The organism is Fibrisoma limi BUZ 3, assembly GCF_000296815.2.
Taxonomy (GTDB): domain Bacteria; phylum Bacteroidota; class Bacteroidia; order Cytophagales; family Spirosomataceae; genus Fibrisoma; species Fibrisoma limi.
This window is the reverse complement of the sequence record NZ_CAIT01000006.1, coordinates 1,501,162-1,525,424: the sequence shown is the minus strand read 5'-3', so window position 1 is coordinate 1,525,424 and position 24,263 is coordinate 1,501,162. Positions and strand designations below refer to the sequence as shown.

At 51.5% G+C, this 24,263-nt stretch carries 17 protein-coding genes; 14 read left to right on the top strand and 3 right to left on the bottom strand.

What is annotated here, in order from left to right; translation table 11 throughout:
* Positions 1–30: 30 nt before the first annotated feature.
* Positions 31–2,550 carry a PspC domain-containing protein gene (locus tag BN8_RS14290; protein ID WP_009282610.1) on the bottom strand — a complete coding sequence of 840 codons (2,520 nt, stop codon included), beginning with the start codon at positions 2,548–2,550 and terminating at the stop codon, positions 31–33.
* A 15-nt stretch (positions 2,551–2,565) separates the two neighbouring features.
* Positions 2,566–2,970: a PadR family transcriptional regulator gene (locus tag BN8_RS14285; RefSeq protein WP_009282609.1), complete on the bottom strand. Its 405-nt coding sequence runs from the start codon at positions 2,968–2,970 to the stop codon at positions 2,566–2,568.
* Between the two features lie 259 nt (positions 2,971–3,229).
* Here BN8_RS14285 and BN8_RS14280 point away from each other — a divergent pair, with 259 nt between their 5' ends.
* The 6 genes from BN8_RS14280 (at position 3,230) to BN8_RS14255 (ending at position 12,247) form a co-directional block, all read left to right on the top strand.
* Positions 3,230–4,114, top strand: a complete 885-nt coding sequence (locus tag BN8_RS14280) for an alpha/beta hydrolase (protein ID WP_040005812.1) — start codon at positions 3,230–3,232, stop codon at positions 4,112–4,114.
* Between the two features lie 150 nt (positions 4,115–4,264).
* Positions 4,265–5,134: a tetratricopeptide repeat protein gene (locus tag BN8_RS14275; RefSeq protein WP_009282607.1), complete on the top strand. Its 870-nt coding sequence runs from the start codon at positions 4,265–4,267 to the stop codon at positions 5,132–5,134.
* 95 nt (positions 5,135–5,229) lie between these two features.
* Positions 5,230–6,237: a bifunctional heptose 7-phosphate kinase/heptose 1-phosphate adenyltransferase gene (locus tag BN8_RS14270; RefSeq protein WP_009282606.1), complete on the top strand. Its 1,008-nt coding sequence runs from the start codon at positions 5,230–5,232 to the stop codon at positions 6,235–6,237.
* Complete coding sequence (locus BN8_RS14265) at positions 6,234–7,505, top strand: beta-1,2-mannosidase (protein WP_009282605.1); 1,272 nt, start codon at positions 6,234–6,236, stop codon at positions 7,503–7,505. Before BN8_RS14270 ends, BN8_RS14265 begins: the two co-directional genes overlap by 4 nt.
* A gap of 84 nt (positions 7,506–7,589) precedes the next feature.
* A complete protein-coding gene (gene porU2 / locus BN8_RS14260; RefSeq protein WP_009282604.1) occupies positions 7,590–10,970 on the top strand; it encodes a putative type IX secretion system sortase PorU2 in 3,381 nt (1,126 codons plus the stop codon).
* Entirely contained in the window at positions 10,967–12,247 is a 1,281-nt protein-coding gene (locus BN8_RS14255) for a hypothetical protein (RefSeq protein WP_009282603.1), read from the top strand. Before porU2 ends, BN8_RS14255 begins: the two co-directional genes overlap by 4 nt.
* Here BN8_RS14255 and BN8_RS14250 read toward each other — a convergent pair.
* On the bottom strand, positions 12,203–13,372 hold the full coding sequence (locus BN8_RS14250; protein WP_009282602.1) for a M50 family metallopeptidase: 1,170 nt from the start codon (positions 13,370–13,372) through the stop codon (positions 12,203–12,205). The two genes, BN8_RS14255 and BN8_RS14250, sit on opposite strands and share 45 nt — an antisense overlap.
* A 542-nt stretch (positions 13,373–13,914) precedes the next feature.
* Here BN8_RS14250 and BN8_RS14245 point away from each other — a divergent pair.
* The 8 genes from BN8_RS14245 to BN8_RS14215 all read left to right on the top strand — a co-directional run bounded on the left by BN8_RS14245 (position 13,915) and on the right by BN8_RS14215 (position 24,259).
* On the top strand, positions 13,915–14,763 hold the full coding sequence (locus BN8_RS14245; RefSeq protein WP_009282601.1) for a methylated-DNA--[protein]-cysteine S-methyltransferase: 849 nt from the start codon (positions 13,915–13,917) through the stop codon (positions 14,761–14,763).
* Between the two features lie 2,957 nt (positions 14,764–17,720).
* The gene (locus BN8_RS33305) at positions 17,721–20,033 is read left to right on the top strand and encodes an Ig-like domain-containing protein (protein ID WP_192579049.1); all 2,313 of its coding nucleotides are present in this window, start codon (positions 17,721–17,723) and stop codon (positions 20,031–20,033) included.
* An 87-nt stretch (positions 20,034–20,120) separates the two neighbouring features.
* Positions 20,121–21,158: a T9SS type A sorting domain-containing protein gene (locus BN8_RS14235; protein ID WP_009282599.1), complete on the top strand. Its 1,038-nt coding sequence runs from the start codon at positions 20,121–20,123 to the stop codon at positions 21,156–21,158.
* Positions 21,159–21,260: 102 nt separating this feature from the next.
* On the top strand, positions 21,261–21,404 hold the full coding sequence (locus tag BN8_RS33300) for a hypothetical protein (protein ID WP_009282598.1): 144 nt from the start codon (positions 21,261–21,263) through the stop codon (positions 21,402–21,404).
* Between the two features lie 80 nt (positions 21,405–21,484).
* On the top strand, positions 21,485–21,772 hold the full coding sequence (locus tag BN8_RS14230) for a PqqD family peptide modification chaperone (RefSeq protein ID WP_009282597.1): 288 nt from the start codon (positions 21,485–21,487) through the stop codon (positions 21,770–21,772).
* A complete protein-coding gene (locus BN8_RS14225; protein WP_051041048.1) occupies positions 21,744–22,181 on the top strand; it encodes a lasso peptide biosynthesis B2 protein in 438 nt (145 codons plus the stop codon). The genes BN8_RS14230 and BN8_RS14225 overlap by 29 nt, the downstream gene beginning before the upstream one ends.
* The gene (locus BN8_RS14220; protein WP_009282596.1) at positions 22,172–23,092 is read left to right on the top strand and encodes a phosphoenolpyruvate carboxykinase (ATP); all 921 of its coding nucleotides are present in this window, start codon (positions 22,172–22,174) and stop codon (positions 23,090–23,092) included. Before BN8_RS14225 ends, BN8_RS14220 begins: the two co-directional genes overlap by 10 nt.
* Positions 23,093–24,259 (top strand): nucleotidyltransferase domain-containing protein, encoded by a 1,167-nt coding sequence (locus BN8_RS14215; protein WP_009282595.1) that lies wholly within the window; start codon positions 23,093–23,095, stop codon positions 24,257–24,259.
* Positions 24,260–24,263: the final 4 nt, after the last annotated feature.

The following is a 24,263-nucleotide window of genomic DNA, read 5'->3' as shown; positions in this document are numbered from 1 at the left end:
GACAGAAAAAAACAGGTAATGTTGCATTCACTATTCGTACTGCTGACGGGTAACCTTGCTGGCTCCGGATGTTTCGGAATCCAGCGACTCTACCTGACCCAGTTCGGCGTTGCTCGCTCCACTGGCTTCGACTGATGCCTTGCCGACACGAAGACCCGTCGCTTCAATCTTGCTGGCTCCGCTCAGGTCGGCTTCCAGACGGTCGGCCGTACCGCGCAGCACGGCGTTGGAAGCACCCGACAAGCCGATAGTCAACGTTTTAACGTTTCCATCGAACACCGTCCGGCAGGCTCCGCTCATGTCGATGTCCAGGTTGTTCAGTGGCCCGAAATCAGCCAGGCTGGCTTTCGACGCGCCCGACATGGTCAGGGCCTCGATGTTCGGTGTGGTGATGGTCAGGCCCACGCGCTGCCGGTTTTTCCAGTTGAAAAGGCCCCGGCGGTCGATGTAAGCTTTCAGGACATTACCGTCGGTTTTCACCGTAATGTCTTCCAGGTCTTCTTCGCGGCCATCGGCTACGACCTTGTAGCGGTCGCCTTTGCGGAAGCGAACCACAAAAGCCCCCGATACGTCAACTTTTGAGAAACCGCTTACGTCGAACTGGCGGGTCTGATCGCCCAGCGAGTTGAAATCGTCGCCCAGTTCGCTTTCGATGGCTTCCTGCACATCGCTGTTAAGGTCTTCCACATCGTTGTCTTCGCTGTCGTAGCTGCGGTTCAGTTCGCGGGGGTAGTTGATGCAGACCAGCCCACTGCTCCGCGTAAACTTCCACAGACTGGAGGCCATGCGGTCGATTTCCTTTTCACCAAACTCGTTGCGGATGAACCGGGCAAAGTCGGCCGTCATACGGAACGGTTTTTCGTACGGAATCATCAGCTCCATATTCAGTTCCTGCCCCCGGAAGCGGGCTTTCGGTGCCAGGCTGATATCATTGTCAAAGCGAACCGTTGAATCCTTCGTTACGAAGGTATACTGAATCTGGCGGGCGTTAGCCTGCGCATCGGCCCGGTCGCGCCCATGTGCTTCAAACCGCTGAACCAGTTGCAGTTGCGTTCCTTCGTAGCCCAGGAGTTCAATCGACGGCCGATCGTGCGATGACCAGTCAACATCGTTGATCGCAAACGAGGGCGTAGTACCCGCTACGTTCAGGACCTTCGTTTCTTCAACCGTAGCTTCCCGGCGGAAGCTGTTGGCCAGGGGCGTTACCGTAGCCGACAGGATGATCAAACTCACAAACCAGACGGCAGCCGCGGTCAATGCCGTGCGGGTGCTAACCATCGTCCGGCGGGAGATCAGCATCAGGCCCAGCACCGCCAGCCCCAGGGCCGGGATGAATACGCTCAGAAAGGCGGACACCACCATGGGCAGCGTAATATCCTGCCGGAACAACTCAATCGGTAAATCACTGTCGCCAAGCGGCAGGCCCGCCCCAACGCCGATGACGGCACCCAGTACGGCCAGACTGGCAATCATGAACGCGAACGCAACACACAGCATAATTACCCCGGCCAGCACCCGGATCACGGCGACAATCCCGTTCAGAAAGGGGCCAAGCGCGCTACCCAATCCGCTTATGATCGTAGCGATGGCCCGGAAGGGAAACAGCAGAATACGGGTCAGGGTGCTCTCCTGAGCGGGATTCTCATTGATGTTTAATCCGCTTTTGATGGTGTGCTCAATGTTCGATAACGTAATGGGCCGTCCCTGCATCTCCATCTTTTCAGTGAGCGTATTGGCCTGGGGCGAGATAATCCAGAGAATGATGTACGCCATCAACCCCACGCCGAAGAACACAATACCCAGCACAAACAGCAACCGGATTACGCCCGTATCGACGCCAAAGTACGCGGCCAGGCCCGAGGCTACACCGCCCAGTACTTTATCTTCCGGATTCCGGAAAAACTTCTTTACCGATTTGTCGTCTTCAATCTGCGTGGTGCCGGGCAGGGCGATCCACATGGCGATGTACACCAGCAGCGTAAAGCCCGAGATGCTGGCCCCGAAGCCATCGCCGAAGGGAGGCAGCGCGAAGAAAAGCACAACGAACAGCAGCCGAATCCAGACGACATCGACGTTGAAGTAATACGCCAGCCCCGACGCTACGCCCCCGAGGGTTTTCCGGCGCAGGTCGCGGACGAGCCGGCGCGGACCAGTCTGAGTCGTTGTTGTATAGGGCGGAGGAGTGCCGCCCGGATTCTGCTTGTTGGTAAACCCTTTGGCTCCTGCTCCTTCGTTGAAGGCTGAGTTGCGGCCCCCGGACGTTACCAGCACTTCTTCTTCCTCAACGGCCTCGAAGTCGGCCACGGTACCCATAGCCGCGATCAGTTCGTTTACGTCTTCGAGGGAAACGGCCTGCTTGTCGGCGGCTTTGAGCTTGGCCAGCAGTTTTTCGGCAATTCGATTCTCGATATCTGTAACAATCTCCTGACTGTCTTCGTAGGTTGAAAAGTACTGCTGTACCGTCGACAGGTAACTTTTCAGTTTGTCGTAGCCGTCCTCTTCAATATGGAAGATGGTGCCACTTATATTGATACTGATGGTCTTTTTCATGGCGATGTGAGTAGGTTAAGCGTTGGCAGAGGAATCAGTTGGGTTATTTGGTACATCAGCGGTTACGCCATTGGCGGGTTTTCGGTGCTGTTCGGTTCGTCCGATAATGTGGTTGACCGAATCAGAGAGCTCCTGCCAGGTTTCGTTCAGCGCGTCCAGCGACGAGCGGCCGAGGTCGGTCAGGAGGTAATATTTACGCGGTGGGCCGGAGGTGGACTCCACCCATTTGTAATCTAACAGGCCGGCGTTCTTCAGCCGGGTCAACAGCGGGTAGAGGGTGCCTTCCACAACCATGATCCGGGCCGAGGTCAGCTCGTCCAGCATGTCGGAGGCATAGACCTCGCCCCGGGAGATAATGTGCAGAATGCAGAATTCCAGAATTCCCTTCCGCATTTGCACCTGGGCGTTTTCTATATTCATTGGTTTACGGAGTTTAAAGTAATCAAGTGACGGCCAATTGCCAGCGACTGATCGATTGATGTTTCAAAGGTACTGTAAGGTACTTTGCAATGCAAGGTACTTGATGAAATTTATTGATATTCACGTATGAATGGGTAAAAAATCAGGATGAATGGTAGAAATGAATGGGTATTAATTTTTATACGTAGTTCGGCGTCTGCCGTCGGACCGTATCGTATATTAAAAACCACCTGTTTACCAGATGCGATCTGATTTATCAATGCTTCGTCTTCTCCTTACCGTGTGGGTATCCGTTCAGTTGGTGTCGCAGGCACTAGGAGCCCGGGTCGATACAATCGACGTACCGAGCGCCCGCATGAACCGGACCCTGCGGGCGGCCGTGGTGCTGCCCGAACGCTACCTGAAAGCCAAAAAACGGGATACGCAGCCGTTTCCGGTGCTGTATCTGCTCCACGGCGGTACGGGTAGCTTTCGCGACTGGCTGACCAAACCGGCCGATAACCAACTGCTGCACCACCTGGCCGATCAGTACAACCTGATCATCGTTACGCCCGACGGCGATCAGACCAGCTACTATTTCGACAGTCCGCTGGTGAGCAGCAGCCAGTTCGAAACGTTCATATCACAGGAACTCATCCATAAAATTGACAATACGTACCGGACTGTCAGGGATCGGAAAGGGCGTATCATTGCGGGCCTGTCGATGGGTGGGCACGGAGCCATGTTCATTGCCAGTCGCCACCCAGACTTGTTCGCGGCTGCCGGCAGCATGAGTGGCGTCATGAATATCAACACCGCCACCTGGAAAGTTAAACCCGACTTTGCGAAATCCCGGGCCGAAAACTTCGCTAAACTGCTGGGCCCGCCCGCAGCCGGCGATGCGACTTATCCGGGTTACACGATGGTGACACTCGCCGACCGGCTGAAAAGCAACGGCCTGCCCCTGATCTTTGATATTGGCGTCGACGATTTTCTGATCGAAACCAACCGTGATCTGCATCGTCGGCTTTTGGAAAACAACACCCCACACGAGTACACCGAGCGACCCGGTGAGCATACATGGGCGTACTGGGAAAATGCCCTGCCGTATCAGGTGCTTTTCTTCAGCAGGGTCCTCAAAGCCAATAACGTAATGGTGCCGTAGACTGTAACAAAATGTACCAGATCGCCGACGGGTAACGGTCTCCATGTATCCTATGACGAACAGAAACGCAGTTTTTGGTGGTTATACCTCCAGTGGGTCTTATGTTTGTACCGGCCTGTCTGGGGTGTTGGGCCGTTGACCTCAACGATTATGCTAGAACTGCTTACGCTATCAGCCTTCATTGGGTACCTGATCTACTTGCGCTACTACGCCGACCAGCGCACGAATGCCGAAAAAGAAGCAGACCGGCTGCGGGAGGGTATTACGATGTACGAGAATCAGGAATGGGCCAAAGCCCTGACGTATTTCGACCGGGCCATCAAAACAAAACCTCAGTCGGCGGTGGCGTATCTGTACCGGGCGCGCTGCTACTGGGCGTTGGGCGATAATCAGGCTGCCATGAACGATCTGGCTGCGGGCAAAAGCTACGATGATACCGTAGCGGACCTGCACCTCGACAGCGGCCAGATTCATTACGATCAGGGAGCGTATCAGGCGGCTTTTCAGGATTTTGACAAAGCTATTTTTTTCGCGCACGGCGAAACGGCCGAACCGTATCGATGGCGGGGGCTGGCTCGCCGACAGCTTGGCGAAACAACGGAAGCCGGGCAGGACCTCGCCCGGGCCGAGCAGATCAGCCGCGACAAACAGGCCCGTACCGATGCCACTCCTGCAAAGCAGCGTGCCTTTTTTGACCGTCGGCTGGCGCTCAATGCGGGGCTGGTTGTGCTGATGAGTCTGATCCTGCTGTACATCATCAAGCAAAGCCAGGTCATTCACTGGCCTTACCTGTGGGCCGCCAGCTCGGCCGTAGGCATCGGGTTTGCCGAACCCCGCAAAGGCTGGTTGCTGGCCGTGTTGCAAACCCTGCTGATCACGATCGGCTACTACCTCGTCGTTGGTCCCAGCCCTCAGAGTACCCACCGGGAGGTAGAGTTGTTCAGCTTGTTTGGGTCCATTGGACTGACGTTCGCCGGGAGCCTCATTGGCAGCGTACTGAAGCGAGCCCAGACCGCCTGATCCCCAACTTCACCAGGCCAATAGTAAACCCCGGGCGGATTCCGCTTTTGTGGCCAGCATCCTCACCCAAGTACGGCCTGAGGGTAGCCGCTTCTATGACAAGTTCTGACATCACGGCCCTGTTCGACCGGATGACGACCCTGCACGTGGGCGTCATCGGTGACTTTGCGCTCGACCTATATTATTCGCTCGATACCAAAACTGGCGAACGATCGCTCGAAACCGGGCAGGCCGTTTTCTGGGGAAGTCGACCCAGGGCATCACTAGGCGCAGCAGGTAATGTGGTTCAGAATCTGACCGCTCTCGGGATTCGGAACATCAGCGTAGTGGGCTGCATCGGCGATGATCTGTACGGACGGGAAATGCGTTCGCTGTTCGAGCTGCAGGGGGTAAGTACGCAGCAACTGGTTGCCGTCACCGATGGCTGGGATACCTGCGTCTACACCAAGCCCATGCAGAGCGGGCGGGAATCGAACCGCATTGATTTCGGGACGCACAACCAGCTATCTGATCCGCTGTTTGCTGATCTGCTGCGCGGGCTGGAGCAGGTGCTGCCGGGGTTGGATGTACTGATCATCAATCAGCAGTTTCCCAATCCCCTGTTGACCGAAGAGCGCGTGTTGCGGCTGAATGACCTGATCAATCGATTCCCGCAGGTACGGGTAGTCGCCGACATGCGTCAGGTGGGGCGTCAGGTGCGGGGCGCAATCCTGAAAGTGAACACCGCCGAACTAGCGCGGTTTCTGGCCGTTTCGCTGCCGGGGCTGCCTGACCTGAACTGGTGCGTACAGCACGGTAATCTGCTCAGCCGACAACTGCAGGGGCCACTGCTGATTACGCGGGGCGAACAGGGCATCGTCTATCTTGACGGGCTCGATGTGTACCGGATCGATGGTTTGCCGCTGACGGGCGAACTCGATACGGTCGGAGCCGGCGATACGGTTGTGGCTGCGTTTGCCGCCAGTATCGGCACCGGAGCCGCACCCACCCAGGCACTCGAAATTGCCAATCTGGCTGCGGCCGTAACCGTCCAGAAACTGCATCAGACCGGCACCGCTACCCCAGCCGAAATCCTGACGCTTCAGCGTACTTATTCTGCATGACTACCGAACAACTACACACCTACCGGCAGGAGTTGTACCAGCACCTGACCAAAGAATTGCTGCCGTTCTGGACGGCCCGGACCGTTGACCAGACCTACGGTGGATTTATTACGCACTTTGATCAGCATGGCAACGATACGGGTGAAGACGAAAAGTCCCTCATTGCCCAGACCCGTTCCATCTACACCTATGCTTCAGCCCACCGCGCAGGCTATGGCAACGGCCAGCTGGCCAACCTGGCCCGGCACGGTGTCGACTACCTGCTGAGCCGGATGTGGGACACCGAACACGGCGGATTTTACTGGATGACCAACCGCGCCGGTAAGGTGCTGATTGACGAGAAGATCGTGTACGGTCAGAGTTTTGCCATCTACTGCCTGAGCGAGTATACCCTGGCTACGGGCGACCCTCGTGGCGCAGCATACGCCCAGCAGGTGTTCGATCTGTTGCAGAAATACGCCGTCGATTCGGCCCACGGTGGCTACTTCGAGATGTTTCACCGCGACTGGACGCTGAAGGGGCCAGGCTCAGCCGGGAGCGACCGCAAGACGCTCGATGCGCACATGCACCTGATGGAAGCCTTCACGACACTCTACGAGTGCACCCAACAGCCAATCCATCGTCGAAAGCTGCTGGAGGTAATCGACCTGCTGGTCCGTCGGATTATGCACCCGGAATATGGCACGGGGGTGCCTCAGTTCTGGGCCGATTGGCAGGTGGCTCCACAGATCAAGTTTGACATCATCTGGGGTTGGGATCGCTTTACGGAAGATGGGGTAAAACGGGCGGCTGAGGACAACACCAGCTATGGCCACAACGCCGAATTTGCCTGGCTGCTTATGCACGCCCTCGACATCCTGGAGATTCCCCAAGATACGTACCGCGAACAATTGATAAAGTCATTTGCCCATGCCATAGACTACGGTGTCGACTGGGAATTTGGCGGGATTTTCGTCGAGGGGTCACACAGCGGAGCGGTGTACGACCGCGAAAAGGAATTCTGGCAGCAGGCCGAAGTACTGATCGGGTTTCTGGATGCGTACCGACTCACCGGCGATGAACGGTACTGGGACGCCTATGCCAACGTCCACCGCTTTGTGGTCGACAAGATGATGAACCACACCGTTGGGGAATGGTGGCCGCTGATGACGCGTCAGGGCGTACCGATCTGGACCCACATGAGCCATTCCTGGAAGATCAACTACCATACCGTACGCTCGATGATCCAGTCGATTCGGCGGCTGGATCTTCTGCTGGCCGAAAGGTAATGCAATGTGTCAATTCGTTGATTAATGGTGAATTAACGTGGTCGGAATGACAATTGTGTACTTTAGCACCCATTGTCATTCCGTATGCACCGTACTTATACCGTTCTTTTTCTCCTGACTGCTTTCGTTGGCCGTCTGACGGCGCAGCCATTGCCTCCCGGCAACGTGCCCGACGCCACCCAATGGATCAACTACCAGCAGACGTACTATAAACTATCCATTGCCCGCAACGGCCTATATCGCATCACCACGGCCGATCTGCAAAAAGCGGGCGTACCAGTTACCACCATTGACCCGACCACCGTGCAGTTGTTTCACCGGGGCGTGGAACAGGCTATCTCCGTAGTTGGTGAGGCCGACAAACGCTTTGACACCACGGACTACCTGGAATTTTACGGACAAGGAAACGACGGTGCGACAGACTCTCTGCTGTATCAGCCCGGCACCCAGCCGCATCCGTACTACAGCCTCTACAGCGATACCACAGCGTATTTTCTGACCTGGCGACTCAATGGGCAACCTGGTAAGCGCATGGCGGCTTATACCGATACGACCTACGCAGGGTTGTCGCCTGAGCCGTATCATTGGGCGGAAGAACGGCGCGTGCTCACGCAAACCTACCCGGCTGGAAGCATTTACCCATTGGGGGCCGACTACAGCAACGGCGCTATCCTGACCGGTTACGACCTGGGCGAAGGCTGGACCGGCCCGGTGGTGAAAACGGGTGCGCGCTACGAGCAGGTTTTTACAATGACGAACCTGGTTACTATGCCCGGTGTGAATCCGCAGCTCAGTTTCCTGGTGGTGGGACGTAATGCCCAGTCGCATCGGGTAGCGTATGTCGCCGGAGCATCCACAACAAGCCCCCGGACGCTGGGCGAACAGGTGTTTGAGAATTACAACACTACCCACTTTGATGCTGAGTTACTACCCACTGACGTGAGTCCAGCGGGTAACGTAACGTTGAGTGCCGTGCCGACGGGGGAGGGTGACGAGTTGTCGGTGTCGTACCTGACGCTACGGTATCCGCAGCGGACGGACCTCGGCGGGGCGCTGGAAACATATCTGCACCTGCGCCCCAACATCGGTGGCCGCTCGTTTCTGGAACTGACCAATAGCAACGCGGCTACCCGACTGTTCGATATCACCGATCCGGCCAACGTAGTACGGATCGATGGGCAGATTGGCACCAATCGATGGCGGGGTGTAGTCCGTAACAGCCAGCTCACCCGAACACTGCTGGCAACGGCGCAACCTTTGGCAGTCCCGATTATTAAACCTGTTACGTTCCGGCGCATTGACCCAACGAAACACAACTTCCTGATCGTAACGCATCCGGTGCTGCGACAACCGACGGGCAATGAACCCGACCCCGTGAAGGCCTACGCCCGCTACCGGGCGTCTGACGCGGGTGGTGGTTATGATACGCTGACGGTCAACATCGACGCCCTGTTTGATCAGTTCAGCTATGGCGAACGGACCCCGCTGGCGATCCGGCGTTTTGCGGATTACATGTTACCTTCCGGCGACGCTCGGCCAAAATTTCTGTTCCTGATCGGGCAGTCGCGGGATCCGCAGGGCGTTCGTAAAAACCCGAATGCTGCCCTGCTTGATATGGTGCCCAGTGCGGGCTGGCCGGGGTCTGATCTGGCGCTGGTTGCCGGGCTGAACGGCGAGCCGGCTCACGTACCCGCTATGGCCGTTGGTCGCCTGAACGCCGGTCGATCGCAAAACGTACTTGACTATCTGGACAAGGTAACCGAACACGAAAACACGGTCGAGCCGACCCTGTGGCGAAAGGACGTACTGCACCTGAGCGGGGGCGCCAGTTCGTATGAACTACAGGCGTTTCGGTTATTTGTAGACGGCTTTAAGAACGTATTAGAAAATCAGTACGTGGGTGCCCGGGTCACTACCATTGCCAAACAGACCGATAATCCAACCGAAACAGTCGACATTGCCGGACTGGTTAACCGGGGTGTTGGCATGATTTCCATGTTCGGGCATTCAGGTCTCGATGTAGCCGACCTCGACATCGGCTTTGCCAGCAATGACCGGCTGGGGTATCGCAACAAAGGCCGGTACCCGTTTTTGCTGGCCAACGGCTGCGCGGCCGGGAATTTCTATTTTGGTCGGCCTACGTTCGGAACGGACTGGGTGCTGACTCCGGGGCGCGGGGCGATTCTGTTCATGGCGCATACGTACAACGGATTTCCGTTTGCCCTGAAAAGCTATTCCGATCAGCTATACCACTTGCTGACCGACAGTAGCTACATAGCTAAGCCTATCGGCCAACTGCAACGGGAGGCCATTCGGCGGTATCTGGCTGATGACGCATCCATCTATGCGATCACGACCGCTGAGCAGATCACGCTTCAGGGCGATCCGGCGGTGAGCGTTTTTCCATTTACTAAGCCTGATCTGGCTATTGCACCCCAGAGCATGAAACTGACCGACACTCACGGCGATTCGTTGAGAGTTCGCTCCGATTCGATAATCGTGCAAGCGGTGATCGTTAATTACGGTCGCGTAACGAATCAGCCGTTGACCATCCGGGTGCGACGATTCAGCAGAGCCGGACAACTACTCCGGGAGCAACGATTTACACGTCCGGCCCCCTTTTACGCGGATACGCTACAACTGAGGATGCCCAACGACCGGGCTACGGGCGAACAGGTCGTAGAAGTCAGGCTCGACCCCGACGACTGGATTGCTGAAGGCAGTGAAACGAACAATAAAGCGGAAGCCTCGACGGTCGGTAAGTTGACGAGTCTGCCGTTTCCTGCCGACCTGACGCCACCGCTCATTGAAGTTGCGTTCGATGGCCGACGCATTGGTGACGGTGATATTGTATCACCCCGACCCGTTATTAACGTACTGCTGCTGGACGAAAACCCACGACTGCTCCGGGCCGACACGACGGACCTGGCGCTGTACCTTCAGCGCCCCTGCGCTGCCGAACCGTGTCCTTATGAACGACTCAGCTTGCAGAGGGGGATGGTTTACTGGAAACCTGCCGGACCTGACAACGCCTTTCGACTTACCTACCAACCCGCGTTGCCGCTACCCGATGGCCGGTATACCTTCGAGGCCACTGGCTATGACCTCAGTGGGAACCGTGCAGCACCGTACCGGATTCATTTTGTGGTGAAGACCAGCCCTGAATTGGCTAATGTCAGTGTCTATCCTAATCCGTTTGTGCGGGATACCCGATTTACGTTTGTTGTGACCGGTACCGTACCACCGGCCGACCTGTTCGTTCAAATCAGCGATTTAAGCGGCCGGGTTGTCCGGACTCTGCGTTATCCGGCCCGCATCGGCCTGAATGAATGGCACTGGGATGGAACGTCGGATGCCGGTAGTGACTTGCCCGGTGGGCTGTACGTATACCGGCTTGGCGGAGAGAACGTTCCGGATAAAGCAACGGGTGTGCTTACTGAGGGCCGTTTACTCCTGAGCCGATGAACCGCGCTGCACTGTTACTTCTTGTCGGTTTCGTTAGCCTGTCGACACTGCTGGCCCTATTGATCCGGCTGAATCCCGGCTATTTAACCAGTCCTGATTCCGGGTATTATTTGCAGGCAGCAGCCAGGTTGCTGGCGGGGCAGGGATACGTCATAGCCGAGAACGGGCGACTGGTCTGGAACAGTACGTTTCCGATCGGCTATTCAGCCCTGATTGCAGCGGTCGCGGGGCTGACGGGGGTATCGGTACTCGTAGCGTCAAAACTGGTAAACGTACTGGCCATTGGCGGCATGGGTTGGTTATGGACGTATCGGCTGGGGGCCGGTCGGGCCGCTTGGGTGCTGTCGGTCTGGTGGCTGGGTCAGTTTGTACGAATTGCGAGCTATACCTGGTCGGAAACAGTGTTTTTAGTACTCCTGGCCGAATGGGTCTGGCAAGTCCACAGGCTTTTGCAACAGCCCACCGTATCACGGGGTTTACGCGTCTGCGCTGTAGCAACGGCTCTGTTCCTGATGCGCTACGTAGGCGGTTATGTCATTGGAGTAATGATTCTGATTGCGCTGTCGAACCGGCTGCTTCCTGATAAGATGCAGCGTTGGGTTGGGTTATCAGGTAAGCGAACAGCCACTACGTCCCTGTTGCTGATTTCGCTCGTTACCCTCGCCGGACTGCTGTTTTATTTCGTGCTGAACAGGCAATGGTCGGGCTCAGCGTTTGGTGGCGAGCGGTTCGTACCGACCGAGCCAGCCGGTACGTTGGCCGTGCTGCTGATCCAATCGCTGCTCAATGAAGTTCTGTTGCTACGCGACTTTGTTCCTGGTCAGGACAACACGCTGGCCTGGGTTGGTATGGTACTGCAAACGGGGTTGGTAGGAGTGGGACTGATTCAGTTTCGGCGGGTACGGGATGAGTCTACAGCCTTGTCGGAACTGAGCCGGTTATTCATCGTAATCGGTATGGTTTATCTCCTCGTTCTATTTGTATTACGAACCATCAGCCCCTTTGCCGGACCAAACCTTCGCCTGATGGCCCCCGGTACGTTTTGCCTGCTGACGGCGGGTCTGTTGTGGTGTAGCGAACAGCCCGCCGTCATTCAGCGTAGGTTGCGGCCATACTGGCTTGCAACCCTGGTTGCGTCTGGTTTGCAGCTACTGCCCCAGATAGATAGTAGCCGGAAACTACAGCAGGTCTGGGAGCAGCTAATCGCGCTACAGAGTATTCAGGGGCCGGATTCAGACAGTCAGCGGATTGACCCGTTCCTGCATCAGAACCAGTAATTTCTTATACAACTTGTCGTCGCTTTTAACCGGTTGTTCCGGTAATACCTTAAGCCCTTCCTGCACAAACTGGCGGGCCTGATCCGGTTGTCGTTCGGCCAGGGCCATAGCCGCCTGTATCAGATACAGATGGGCTGTTTTCTGTTGTCGGAAAGCCGGATTGATCCGATTCCAGGTTTGTCGGGCCGCATCGGCGTCGTTTCGGATGAACGCCTGCGCGAAAGCAAGGTCTTTCCAGATTTCATTTTTGAACGTTGTCGGTTGATCGTCGGCCAGATCGTTGGCAGCTTCAATGTGGGCAAAGGCTGCATCCCATTCACTGCGGTCGAGGTGTCGGGTATAGGCCAGCCCATGCGCGTATGAACGGAAAAAGGCTTCGGGCTCGTTGGTGAGCAGATTGATCTGATCAAGATTCAGATCGGCATAGGGTAGGCCGGACTGACTATGGGCGATCAGTTCCAGAACCGCCTGTTCGACTTCTGCGTCATGTCCTCCGCTGATTAGCCGGAAAAAACGAGCCCGGTCGGTGAAGAATGGCCCCGTGCGGCTCGGAACGGTTGTGGCCAGAAAAAGCAGTACCGAAATCAGCCCGAATATCAGTCCAAACACCAGCATCACGCGCGTCAGTGGTGAATCCAGGGCTGAACGGTTGATGACGTAGAACGAAAGTCCCAGTGACAAAGCGCCGGTTGTCAGGCTGGCCAGCGGACCAGCCGCGCAAACGGCCGCCAGTTTCTGCCGCAGGTTATTTTCCTGTCGGACCGGGACCGTACCGGCTAGTCCACCAAACATGTTTGGGTCGCGGTTTACGTACCATTCCACTCGATCGGTGATGGGATTTCGCCGAACGCCCAGAAAACCGGCCACGTACAGGTAAAACCGAAAGCCAAGCGATAAGCCGGTCAGGAGATGCGCCAGTTCGTGTATGGCAATGCCACCCCATACGCCGATTAATCCGACGATACCTTTGGCGATTCCCTCACCCGGTCCGGCAGGGGCTCCGAACAGTAATTGGGCAGTCTCTTTAGGAATGGCAGCCAGGAGCAGCCGCATGAATGCAAAACCGGCCAGACCACCCAGCAGACCGCCGACAAGAAGCGGGAGAACCTTGTTTTTGTTCTTCATAGATGTTGTGGGAATGTTTAGGTTATTCCATGCTAATTTAATCAGTCAGCGAATACCATAACCGTGTTTCTGTGATAGACGGTATTGATTGATTATCAACGTTGTTGCGAGAAGCGTTGTGCTTGATTTTATTACCGGATGTGCGTAGCCAGGTGGTTTTTCTTGATTATAGAATAAGCTCAGAACAGCTTTGATTTGTACAGACAAGGGTATCATTGAATCAATCTATATGCCATCAATAGAATTGATTTTATCGGAAACTCAGATCTTTATACTTTAGCGAACTTTTTAACCAGGACATGCTAGCCTGGATACTGTCTCAATCGGATCGTAGGGCCGCAACTGATGTAGTTTTACAGGCTGTATCAGAAGCTCACCACGAAAAATCTATAGTAATTTTTAGCTGTTTTGAATAAGGATGGAAACGTCGGGTAGTTTTGCCCGGCGTTTTTTGTGTAATGAGTGCTTAGCAACTCCGCAAGAATCGGGTTTCCTGGCCGGGCAAATCAAGGCATCTTTGTACAGGTCAAACAACGGATACGATGACAACCTCAACAACGTACACCTACCAGCAGATTGCCCACGCCATCGAACACCTGACAGCTAACTTCCGTGATCAGCCATCGCTGGCCAAACTGGCTGATCAGGTTAGCATCAGTGAGTTCCATTTTCAGCGGCTGTTTACCGAATGGGCGGGTATCAGTCCCAAAAAATTTCTGCAATACCTAACCCTCGAACACGCCAAACAACAGCTTCGAAATGGGGCACCTCTGGCCGAAGCTGCCTATGAAGCAGGCTTGTCGGGAACGGGTCGGCTGCACGACCTCTTCGTTACCATCGAGGGCGTAACCCCTGGTCAGTTCAAGCAACTGGGTACAGGACTCGTACTGACCTACGGCGTATTCGACAGCCCGTTCGGTACGTATGTGCTTGGTACCATCAACGGTAAAATCTGCCAGCTTCAGTTTGTCGACGAAGATGATGATCCGGAAGCGATCCTGACGGCCGAATGGCCCGGCGTTGAACTCCGGCACGATGCTGACTCACTGAAATTTCTATCAGATCGGATTTTCCCGACATTGGCCGAGTCAGATACCCTGATGCAGCCGTTGAGTGTTTTGGTGAAAGGGTCACCGTTCCAGTTAAAAGTATGGGAAGCGTTACTGCGCATACCGGAGGGGCGGCTGGCCAGTTATGACCAGATTGCCGGGGCGATTGGTATGCCGTCGGCTTCGCGGGCGGTAGGGACAGCCATTGGCAGCAATCCGGTGGCGTACCTGATTCCTTGCCATCGGGTGATCCGGAAGACGGGCCTGTTTGGCGGTTATCGTTGGGGCAATACCCGCAAGAATGCCCTGATTGGTTGGGAAGCCGCCCGAACCAACGTCTAAAAAAGTCCGGATAGGAACAAGACTGATTACCTGACGAGTGCCTATCCGGTTTTTATTCTCGGAAGTATGCCACTTTGTGGTAGCACACAGAAAGACATGTCATCTTATTTACTTAAAACAAGAACTGGAGCCTACGATTATAGGCTCCAGTTCTTGTTTTAAGCGGCATCAATATTGCTCAAAATAAGGAAGATAAGTTTGGACTGACTTGTAGTAGGTTGAAAATATCTTCTAAACTTGGGCGATATGCAGCAAATAAAATGCGAGGTTAATCGAGAAATAAGCTTATTGATATGTCTTTGTGCAATCAATAAAGTAACAGTTAGTGGGTTTACGAAAGCAAACGTAGTAGTTTGTTCTAAAATAAAGTAGAAAAAAAAGTTTTGATTTAGAAATCTGTAAGTATTTGTAACTCGTATATACGACGCCTGACATTTTATGCTATATAGCTATACTGATCATGTATAGTAATGAAAAAGTATGTAGCAAAATCTATACCGATTGATCAGTTGCAATGTGTTTTTGAAATGATAAAAAATAAACGAAAAGTTTTTTTTATTTTTTTCAAAAAAAAGAGGGATTAGTGAGTTTGTTTATAGATTTGGGCGACTAGATACTTAAGGTTCTGTAAAAATGGTACTTAAAAAGTATTGCTATTGGCACCCATTTTCAGCTACCTGGGTATCTCTTTGTTCATTTTATTACGTTTTAACTAATCAATTTAATCGCATGATACTATCACACTCCAAAAGGTCTCAACAGGTAAAATCCCCCTTGATGATTGATTTTTAGTCAATACCTCAGCTTCATTTCGAAGAGAAAACAACTTTTTTCAGTAAACCTTTTCTGTTATGAAAGAACCATCTACTTGCTCATTTTCAAGGTTATTATTAAAGTTCAACGTGTGGGGAACTTTCTACCTTTTATTGCTTGGCTCGTTGAGCGCCGTCGCTCAGGTTACGAGTGCTCCCTGTAACACCTTCGCCCCCCTTGTCAACCCTACTTTCGGAAACCTTACGGTTAATTCCAGCCAAAGGCCAGTAGTAGGAGGAGACGAGTTTTCGAATAAGAATAGACTTACAGATAACGATCTGACTAATGCGGCAAGCTTTGACTTTCTTGTTGGCGGGTCTGCCTGGATTGAAGTAAAAGATAATGGTGCAACTGGGCAGAATGTGTACCCTTCGGGTAGCTTTGCAGGCTTTGTCATTGACAACGATGCCATTGCATTGTTAGGTAGTAGTACCATTACCACTTATTTGGGGGACGATCAGAAAGAGGAGTTCCCGACCAATTCATTGGTGTCCATCGGAGTGGCAACCGGCCGGTCGAGAGTGGGATTTATAACATCGCAACCTTTTGATAGAGTCCGTTTTACCTTTACGGCGATCGGGGCTGGTGATATAGATGTTTACTACGCTGTTGTGCAACGGTTCTGCTCCAGTCAGAATCCGGCGCTTGCCTGTAATAACCCAACAGTTCTCAACTCACCAACCTTTCCTGTAACAGCGAACACTACGTTTAGTGGCCTTAACGTAGCGACTGTCACTGATCCTGAAGCGGCAATCAGCACAAGTACAACTGATTTTACACGAGTTACTCTGCTGGTTGGTGTTGGCGGAGCGAGTGCTACGTATTCAGTGAAAAATCAGGTATCTGATTATGATCCAGCCGCAAGCCCAACTGAAGCATACTCAGCTGGTTTTGATATTGCCAGCCCAAATCTGTTAAACGTCGGGGTTCTTACTGGTTATACTGTTGCTACCTATCTGGACGGGGTTGCAACTGGTGAAAGTGCAACCGGAAACAGCTTAATTACGGCTAATACCTCGGTTCTTTCTGGAACTGGTCGTAGGATTATTGGGCTCAAAGCGACAAAGAAGTTTGATGAAGTTCGACTTATTATTAGTGGAGCGAACGTACTGAACAATACTGATATCTATGGGGCTATTGTTGAGCGCTTCTGCCCTGGTATACCACTCGTTTGCAATACCCTGACGCCTATCAACAGACCGGTTCAACCCGTGTATGTAAACGGAGCTAATACGGGGGTAGATGGATTAGCCTGTGTAGGTTGTGGGCTCAACAATACCGAAAATGCAGTTGATACTGACCCGAACAACTTCGCGCAGATTGTATTAGCCGCCGGTGTGGCAACGAGTGCTAATTTTGCTGTCGCCAATGCGCTGGATACTTATCCGGCTTCAAGTTTTGCTGGCTTTGATATTGAGGTTGGTAATCTCCTGTCAGCAAATGTTCTAAGTAGAGCCAGAATTACTCTATTGAACAATGGGCAGGTTGTACAGGAAGTAGACAATACTACCAATTCACTGCTTATAGGCGCTACGTCATCATTGCTAAATGGTAGAAATCGGCAGATCATCGGAGTTATCGCCAATGTTCCTTACGATGAGGTTAAAATAACCTTTGATCAATTGGTAGGAGCTGATCTTGGAACGATCAATATATACGGTACAGTAGGTCAGCGTAACTGTCCTGTAACCATTGCCTGTAGCACTACTTACTCGCTAAATACTCCTACGTTCCCGGTGGTTATTAATTCACAAAGAACAGGCGTTGATGGCGTTGCCGGGGTGGCCACTACGATCCGGGATCCGTATAATGTAATTTCAGCCAGTACGACAGATTTTGCCAGAATCACTAATACTGCTGGAGTTGCAGCAAATGCGTCAATATCAGTTCTTGATGCAGTAAACACGTTCCCTTCCGGTACGTTCGCTGGGTTTACAATCAAACGGGTGACTGGACTGGTACTTGCTGATTTATTCTCACGGCTGACGGTTACTACTTATTTAGATGGTACGCCACAAGAATTCAGAACAGGAGGAGGCTTACTGGATTTGGTAATTGCTCTTTTTGGGTCTTCGACAGACTTTATCAATGTTGGTTTTACTACAACGAAACCATTTGACGAAGTACGATTAAGTGTAGCTCCATTGGTAGGCCTGGATGTACTGGGGGGAGCCATTGATGTATATGGTGCGTTTATCAACACGAATACGTCGTCAGGTGGAGGTCTTGTTTGTTTCGTAGATGCTAAACCTGATTTTAATGTTACCAACAAGAACCAGCCGGTATCAGGTAATGTGAGCACCAATGATAAAGTGGCAACTGGTACTACGTATGGTACGCCTGTATCTGTAACGCAGCCGGCCGGTGCAACGCCTGACCTGACGTTCAATTCAGACGGTACGTACACTTTCAATACGTCTACGCCTGGCGTTTACGTATACAACGTCCCGGTATGTGCCCCCGGCCAGAGCAGCAACTGCCCGCCCCAGCCGCTGACCATCACCGTGCTCGACCCCACCGTCAACACCAACCCGCCGGTGGCCAACACCGACATCGCAGCTACGGTGGGTCCCAACCCGGTTACGGTCAACGTCAAGGCCAACGATGGACCGGGCAACCCCGGTGGTACGCTGGGCACGCCCACCATCGCCACCCCACCGGCCAACGGCTCGGCGACAGTCAACGGGGATGGCAATGTAGTCTACACCCCCAATGCTGGCTTTGTGGGCACCGATCAGCTGACCTATCAGGTCTGTGAGCAGCCGGGTGGTCAGTGTGCCACGGCTACGGTGAGCATAACGGTCAAGGCTCAGGGCAGTGCCAACACCACGCTGGCGGCCGATGACTATGTGAGCACCGCACCAGGCGTAGCCGTAGCGGGTAACGTGAAGACCAACGACACCGACCCCGAGGGCAACGCTCAGACGGTGACGGCTCAGAACACGACGGTGGCAGGCAAGGGTACGCTGGTGCTGAACGCTGATGGCAGCTTCAGTTTCACTCCGGCGGCCAACTTCACGGGTCCGGTGGACTTCACCTATGTGACCTGCGACAACGGCACACCACAGGCCTGTGCCAACGGTACCCTGCATGTACTGGTCAATCCAGCTACATCGACCGCTTACCCAGACTTTGCAGTTACCAACAAGAGTCAGCCGGTATCGGGTAATGTGAGCACCAACGATAAAGTACCATCAGGTACGACCTATGGTCAGCCAGGAGCGCCGACCAGCAGTCCGAATGGCTCGACACCGAGTCTGACGGTGAATCCTGATGGCACCTATAGCTTCAGCGCCACCACGCCCGGTGTTTACGTGTACAACGTCCCGGTGTGCGCCCCCGGCCAGAGCAGCAACTGCCCGCCCCAGCCGCTGACCATCACCGTGCTCGACCCCACCGTCAACACCAACCCGCCGGTGGCCAACACCGACATCGCAGCTACGGTGGGTCCCAACCCGGTTACGGTCAACGTCAAGGCCAACGATGGACCGGGCAACCCCGGTGGTACGCTGGGTACGCCCACCATCACCACCCCACCGGCCAACGGCTCGGCGACAGTCAACGGGGATGGCAATGTAGTCTACACCCCCAATGCTGGCTTTGTGGGCACCGATCAGCTGACCTATCAGGTCTGTGAGCAGCCGGGTGGTCAGTGTGCCACGGCTACGGTGAGCATAACGGTCAAGGCTCAGGGCAGTGCCAACACCACGCTGGCGGCCGATGACTATGTGAGCACCGCACCAGGCGTAGCCGTAGCGGGTAACGTGAAGACCAACGACACCGACCCTGAGGGCAACGCTCAGACGGTGACGGCTCAGAACACGACGGTGGCAGGCAAGGGTACGCTGGTGCTGAACGCTGATGGCAGCTTCAGTTTCACTCCGGCGGCCAACTTCACGGGTCCGGTGGACTTCACCTATGTGACTTGTGACAACGGCACACCACAGGCCTGTGCCAACGGTACCCTGCATGTACTGGTAATCGACACGCCTAAGCCTGATTTAACACCTATAATCAACTTACCTGCTGGTAACTTTACGTCATCAGGTTCTGATGCTGTACGGAACTTCACGGTAAGAATATTTGAAGGTTTAGGGCAACCGACTTCCAGTGGAAACGTAGTAGTAGCTATCACTGTACCAATTGGGTATACAATAGCATACGATGCGTCGCTCACTAGTATTAATGTTTCGGGAGGAGGGACCGTTGCTGTAGATAATACTAAATGGGCTGTTTCGTCAAGTTCGCCAGATGGTTTACAAATCATCCTAACGATTAAACCAGGTCAGTTTATTCCTGGTAATGGTAGTTCTTTCCTTGGATTTACGATTACACGTGTAACGGCAAACAGTGGAAGTACGTCGAATATTACTACGAACGTGTTTGATGACCCTAATCAAACCTACGATAGTAATCCACTAAATAATATCTTTGCCAGAAACATTAATGCACTGTAAGCGTTTCAAAAGCACTAAGTACCTTTGTTAGGTACTTAGTGCTTAAGTAAGCTCAGTTTTTGATTAATTAACTAAAAGATCACAACCATGATTAAAAAACTTTTACTAGTCTTTTTAGCAGGACTGAGTAGCATAGCAACTTCATATGCTCAAGATCCTTTTGCAAGTGGAATTGTTGCAAGCCCAGCTACACTTCCGACAAGTTCTACGGGAACAATTGCTGCTACTCTCGGTAATGGTAGCTCAACTCCAATACCTCAGGCAAATAACGCTACATATACTATAAACCTACCACCAAACATTGGCGTTACAGGCAGTAGCATTAGTCCGGCAGCTCCTAACTTTACAACTACTATTTCGCCTTATAGCTCAACTACCGGAACTACTGTTACTTTGGTAAGTAATCAGGGACCTGTGCCAGGTGTTGCTAACTACACATTTACTTTGAATGTGATAGGTTTAAGACCTACAAATGGTACTCCAGCACCTTTAAGCATTAATGCTGCTTCAGATCCCCCGGTATTGACAAATAATCCAAATAACGATAATGCGAATAGCAATATATCGGTGACCGGAGCATTACCTGTTAGTTTGATTTCATTTAATGCTAAAGCCCAAGGTGACCGTACAGTAGCTTTGGAATGGGTTACCTCTTTTGAAGCTAATAATAAAGGATTTATTATTGAACGTAGTAAGGACTTGACCAGTTTTGAGCGAGTTGGCGAAGTAAGCGAAGTAGCACCGAATAGTAGTGGGAGAAAAAGCTATAGTATAATTGACAAAACACCGTTCTCCGGGACTAGTTATTATCGCCTTTCGCAGACTGATTTAAATGGTAAGACTACGGCTCTCCGTGTTGCTTCAGTTATACTGCGGGATGGAGCTTATGGTGTGTTCCCCAATCCTGTGATAGGCGACCAGGCTTTCCGCTTAAGTCTTGATGAGCCAGAGACGGCTACTATCAAGTTCTTTAACATAGACGGCCGTGCTTTGCCGCTTCAGAAAGCAGGTGTTGAATCAGGAAATCTGTTGTTGAAATCGGTAGGCAAGCTACCAACCGGCGTTTATGTCATGACGGTAGAAGAGCGCGGTCAGACCCGTAAGCATCGCGTTGTCATCGAATAGTTGTTAAACCTCGATCAGACGCTTCATGCAATACCCGGCTGACTTTGGTCACGATGATAGGGACAGCCAGAACTGATTTCAAAACATTAGCTTTCTCACACAATGAATAAGAACGTAAAGAACTCAATAAATTCTGCGCCGAAGAAGGCCTATAAATCTCCTAAGCTGAAAGTGCTGGGCAGCGTTAAAAAGCTGACCTTGAAAATCGGCTCAAATACCGACGGATTCGGTGGTACATTCCAGTAGATTCTACTGAACGCTGTAACAAAAAGCTTGATTCGGCGAATCAAGCTTTTTGTTTATTTTTATTAGTTAGTACGACATTTATGGACTTTACTGCAACGACTCGCATTAAATTAACTGGAAGCCAGTCATCGTCTGTTCTTGGTAATGAGACTATTGTTCTAAACTATGAGGTTGGAAATTACTATGAACTAAATGAGATTGGTAGTTTCATCTGGTCACTTATACAGACCAATGGAGAAATGACTGTCGGTGATATTGAAACAAAACTGCTCGACGAATTTGATGTTGAACAGGAAGTGTGTCGCGAAGAATTGACAGAGTTTTTAAATCACCTTTTGAATGAAAAGCTTATCGAAACAGTGGAATAGAGCGGTTAAATTTTGGTCATTAAGTCCGCAAGATAAATGGCTTTTAATACAAGCTTTTAGCGTACTCATTGTTTATAAGTGTTTGTTAACATTCATTCCCTTCAACCAATTTATTGGCAAAAAAGAAGTTGTTACTGCTCTACGTCCACTTCCAGAAGAAAAAATCAGAGCGACAGTATGGGCGGTAAAGGTAGTGAACGCTTACGTACCGTTGGGTTTTACGTGCCTTATACAAGCTCTTGGCACGAAATGGCTTTTAAGAGATCACCCGGATATACAGCTAAGAATTGGAGTGCAAAAAAGTGCGATTGAAGGATTTTCTGCCCACGCTTGGATTGAATACAAAGGTAAAATCATTTTAGGTGAACAGACTGGTCAAGTATTTGAGCCAATTTTAGCATGGAAGTAAGGCTCTACTTTTACAAGGCTTACGGATTAATTATCAGCTCCGAAATTCCACTTCCTCCGCTCGTCAGTATTGAGCCCACAACTGCGGATGTGTTTATCAGACGGGGTAGCATACCTGTCGGTCCTACTTTAGTAAGTACAAAAGCGTACCGTGCTGGATTAAACGCTCGTTTTGCTCAGGAGGGCACAGGGCGTCTCTTATTAGAGTGGGCGCCAATTATTTCGTTTCTCGCCATTAATGGGGAAGAGTTGATTGTGGACACCAATTATTCGGATGAGGATACAGTTGCTTTGTTTACACTTAGTGAAGCAATTGGTCTGTTACTATTCCAGAGAGGTTATTTTCTGCTACATGGAAGTGCGGTTCAGGTAAATGGGAAAGGGGTCGTATTTGTAGGAGTGCCTGGAGCTGGTAAGTCAACAACAGTCGCTGCTTTTGCTCAGAAAGAATGCAAAGTAATTAGCGATGATATGGTTTGTATACAAATTAACAAACAAGAAAAACCATCATTGATTCCAGCTTTTTCACAAATCAAAGTTTGGGAGAATAGTGTTGATGGATTGCAATTACCTAAGGAACGACTGACTAATGTTCGAGAAGGAGTTAATAAATTTTCATGGCACAATTCGGCCTTTTTTGAAGAGGATATTGTGCCTTTGGCACAAGTATTCGTGCTGATGCCATCCTCCGATTCAAATGCTGCTATTGAGCCAGTACCAATGAGTCAGGTGCCGGTAGAGTTAATTGGCTATTTTCCATTGCCTGATTCACTGCTCAATGGCTTATGGCTGAAGGAATTCTTTGAAAAAAGTGTTGCCGTGGCTCAATCGGTACCCACTGCTAAGCTGAGTAGACCACCAAATTTTTCTACGTTATACGAGTTTGTTGAGCATATTAAAACAATGACGTAGATGGAGCCTGGCAATTCGCTCGAGTTGACTTTATTACTATCGTCTTGTACACTCAATCCGACACCTGAACGAACGGGTGAACTGACTAATCTTTTGAAACAAGATGTGGATTGGAGCCGGCTATCTTTGTTGGCCGATCGGCATCGTGTAACGCCTTTTTTATACCGAGCATTTCAGGAGCTACCTGGTATTCCAAAACCATTTTTGAATGACTTACACAAAGTCTGTCAAATTTTGGCTACGGACAACATGATTAAGTTGCATGAATACAGACAGGTAGCGACGCTATTAGCTAATAATAAAATCGATCACATTGCCTACAAAGGAATTGATTTAGCTGCTAATCATTACCCGAGCAGTGCATTACGGATTTGCGGAGATATTGACATTTTAGTTAATGAGGTTGATGCGGGTAAGGCAATAAAATTGTTGCAAGAACATCACTATAAGCTTAGCCCTAAGCATCTGCGGTATTGGCAACAAGGGGAGCGAAGCTTATTGACCGATCTGTACGAAGTCAGCCTTTTTAAACCTGTTTTGGGAAATCATATTGATATTGATCTGCATTGGACAATAGTATGCTTTAATAAAGATTTCAACGCATTTCGACTCAGTGATTTTAGAACCGAGCATACACATCAGACTGAGTTAGAACTTATTTTATTGGTTATGCATCATGGCGTCTTTAATATCTGGCAGCGGATTTATTATGTAAATGACCTTTACTTTCTTCTCCAAAATAAAGTAGTTGACTGGCCGTGGCTATTGCATCGACTTCGAGCGTACGGACTGGAAAAAACTTTCCTTGTTGGGTTGCTCTGGTGTCGCCAGCTTTGGAATATACAATTGCCAACTTCCGTGCTGGAATCAATTGAGCAGCCAAGTTTAACCACACTGGCAAGAAATTATGAGAAAAATTGGGAATCCATTAATGATATTGAATTTAGTGACCTTGTTTTTAATCAGCTCAAATTTTTCCTAAAATCGCAGTCAGATCCTAAAAAAATTGTAAAGATTATTTACACGTTCTTGACCAGCCGACTATTTAGGGCCAGTACGTTCGTGGTTGGTAAACGCTTATTTTTTATACCAAAAGAACTAGGGTTTGTAACTATTTTCCTTCGAGCACTGCGATCCCTCTATCGATTTTACCCAACTCGTCATTAGTGCG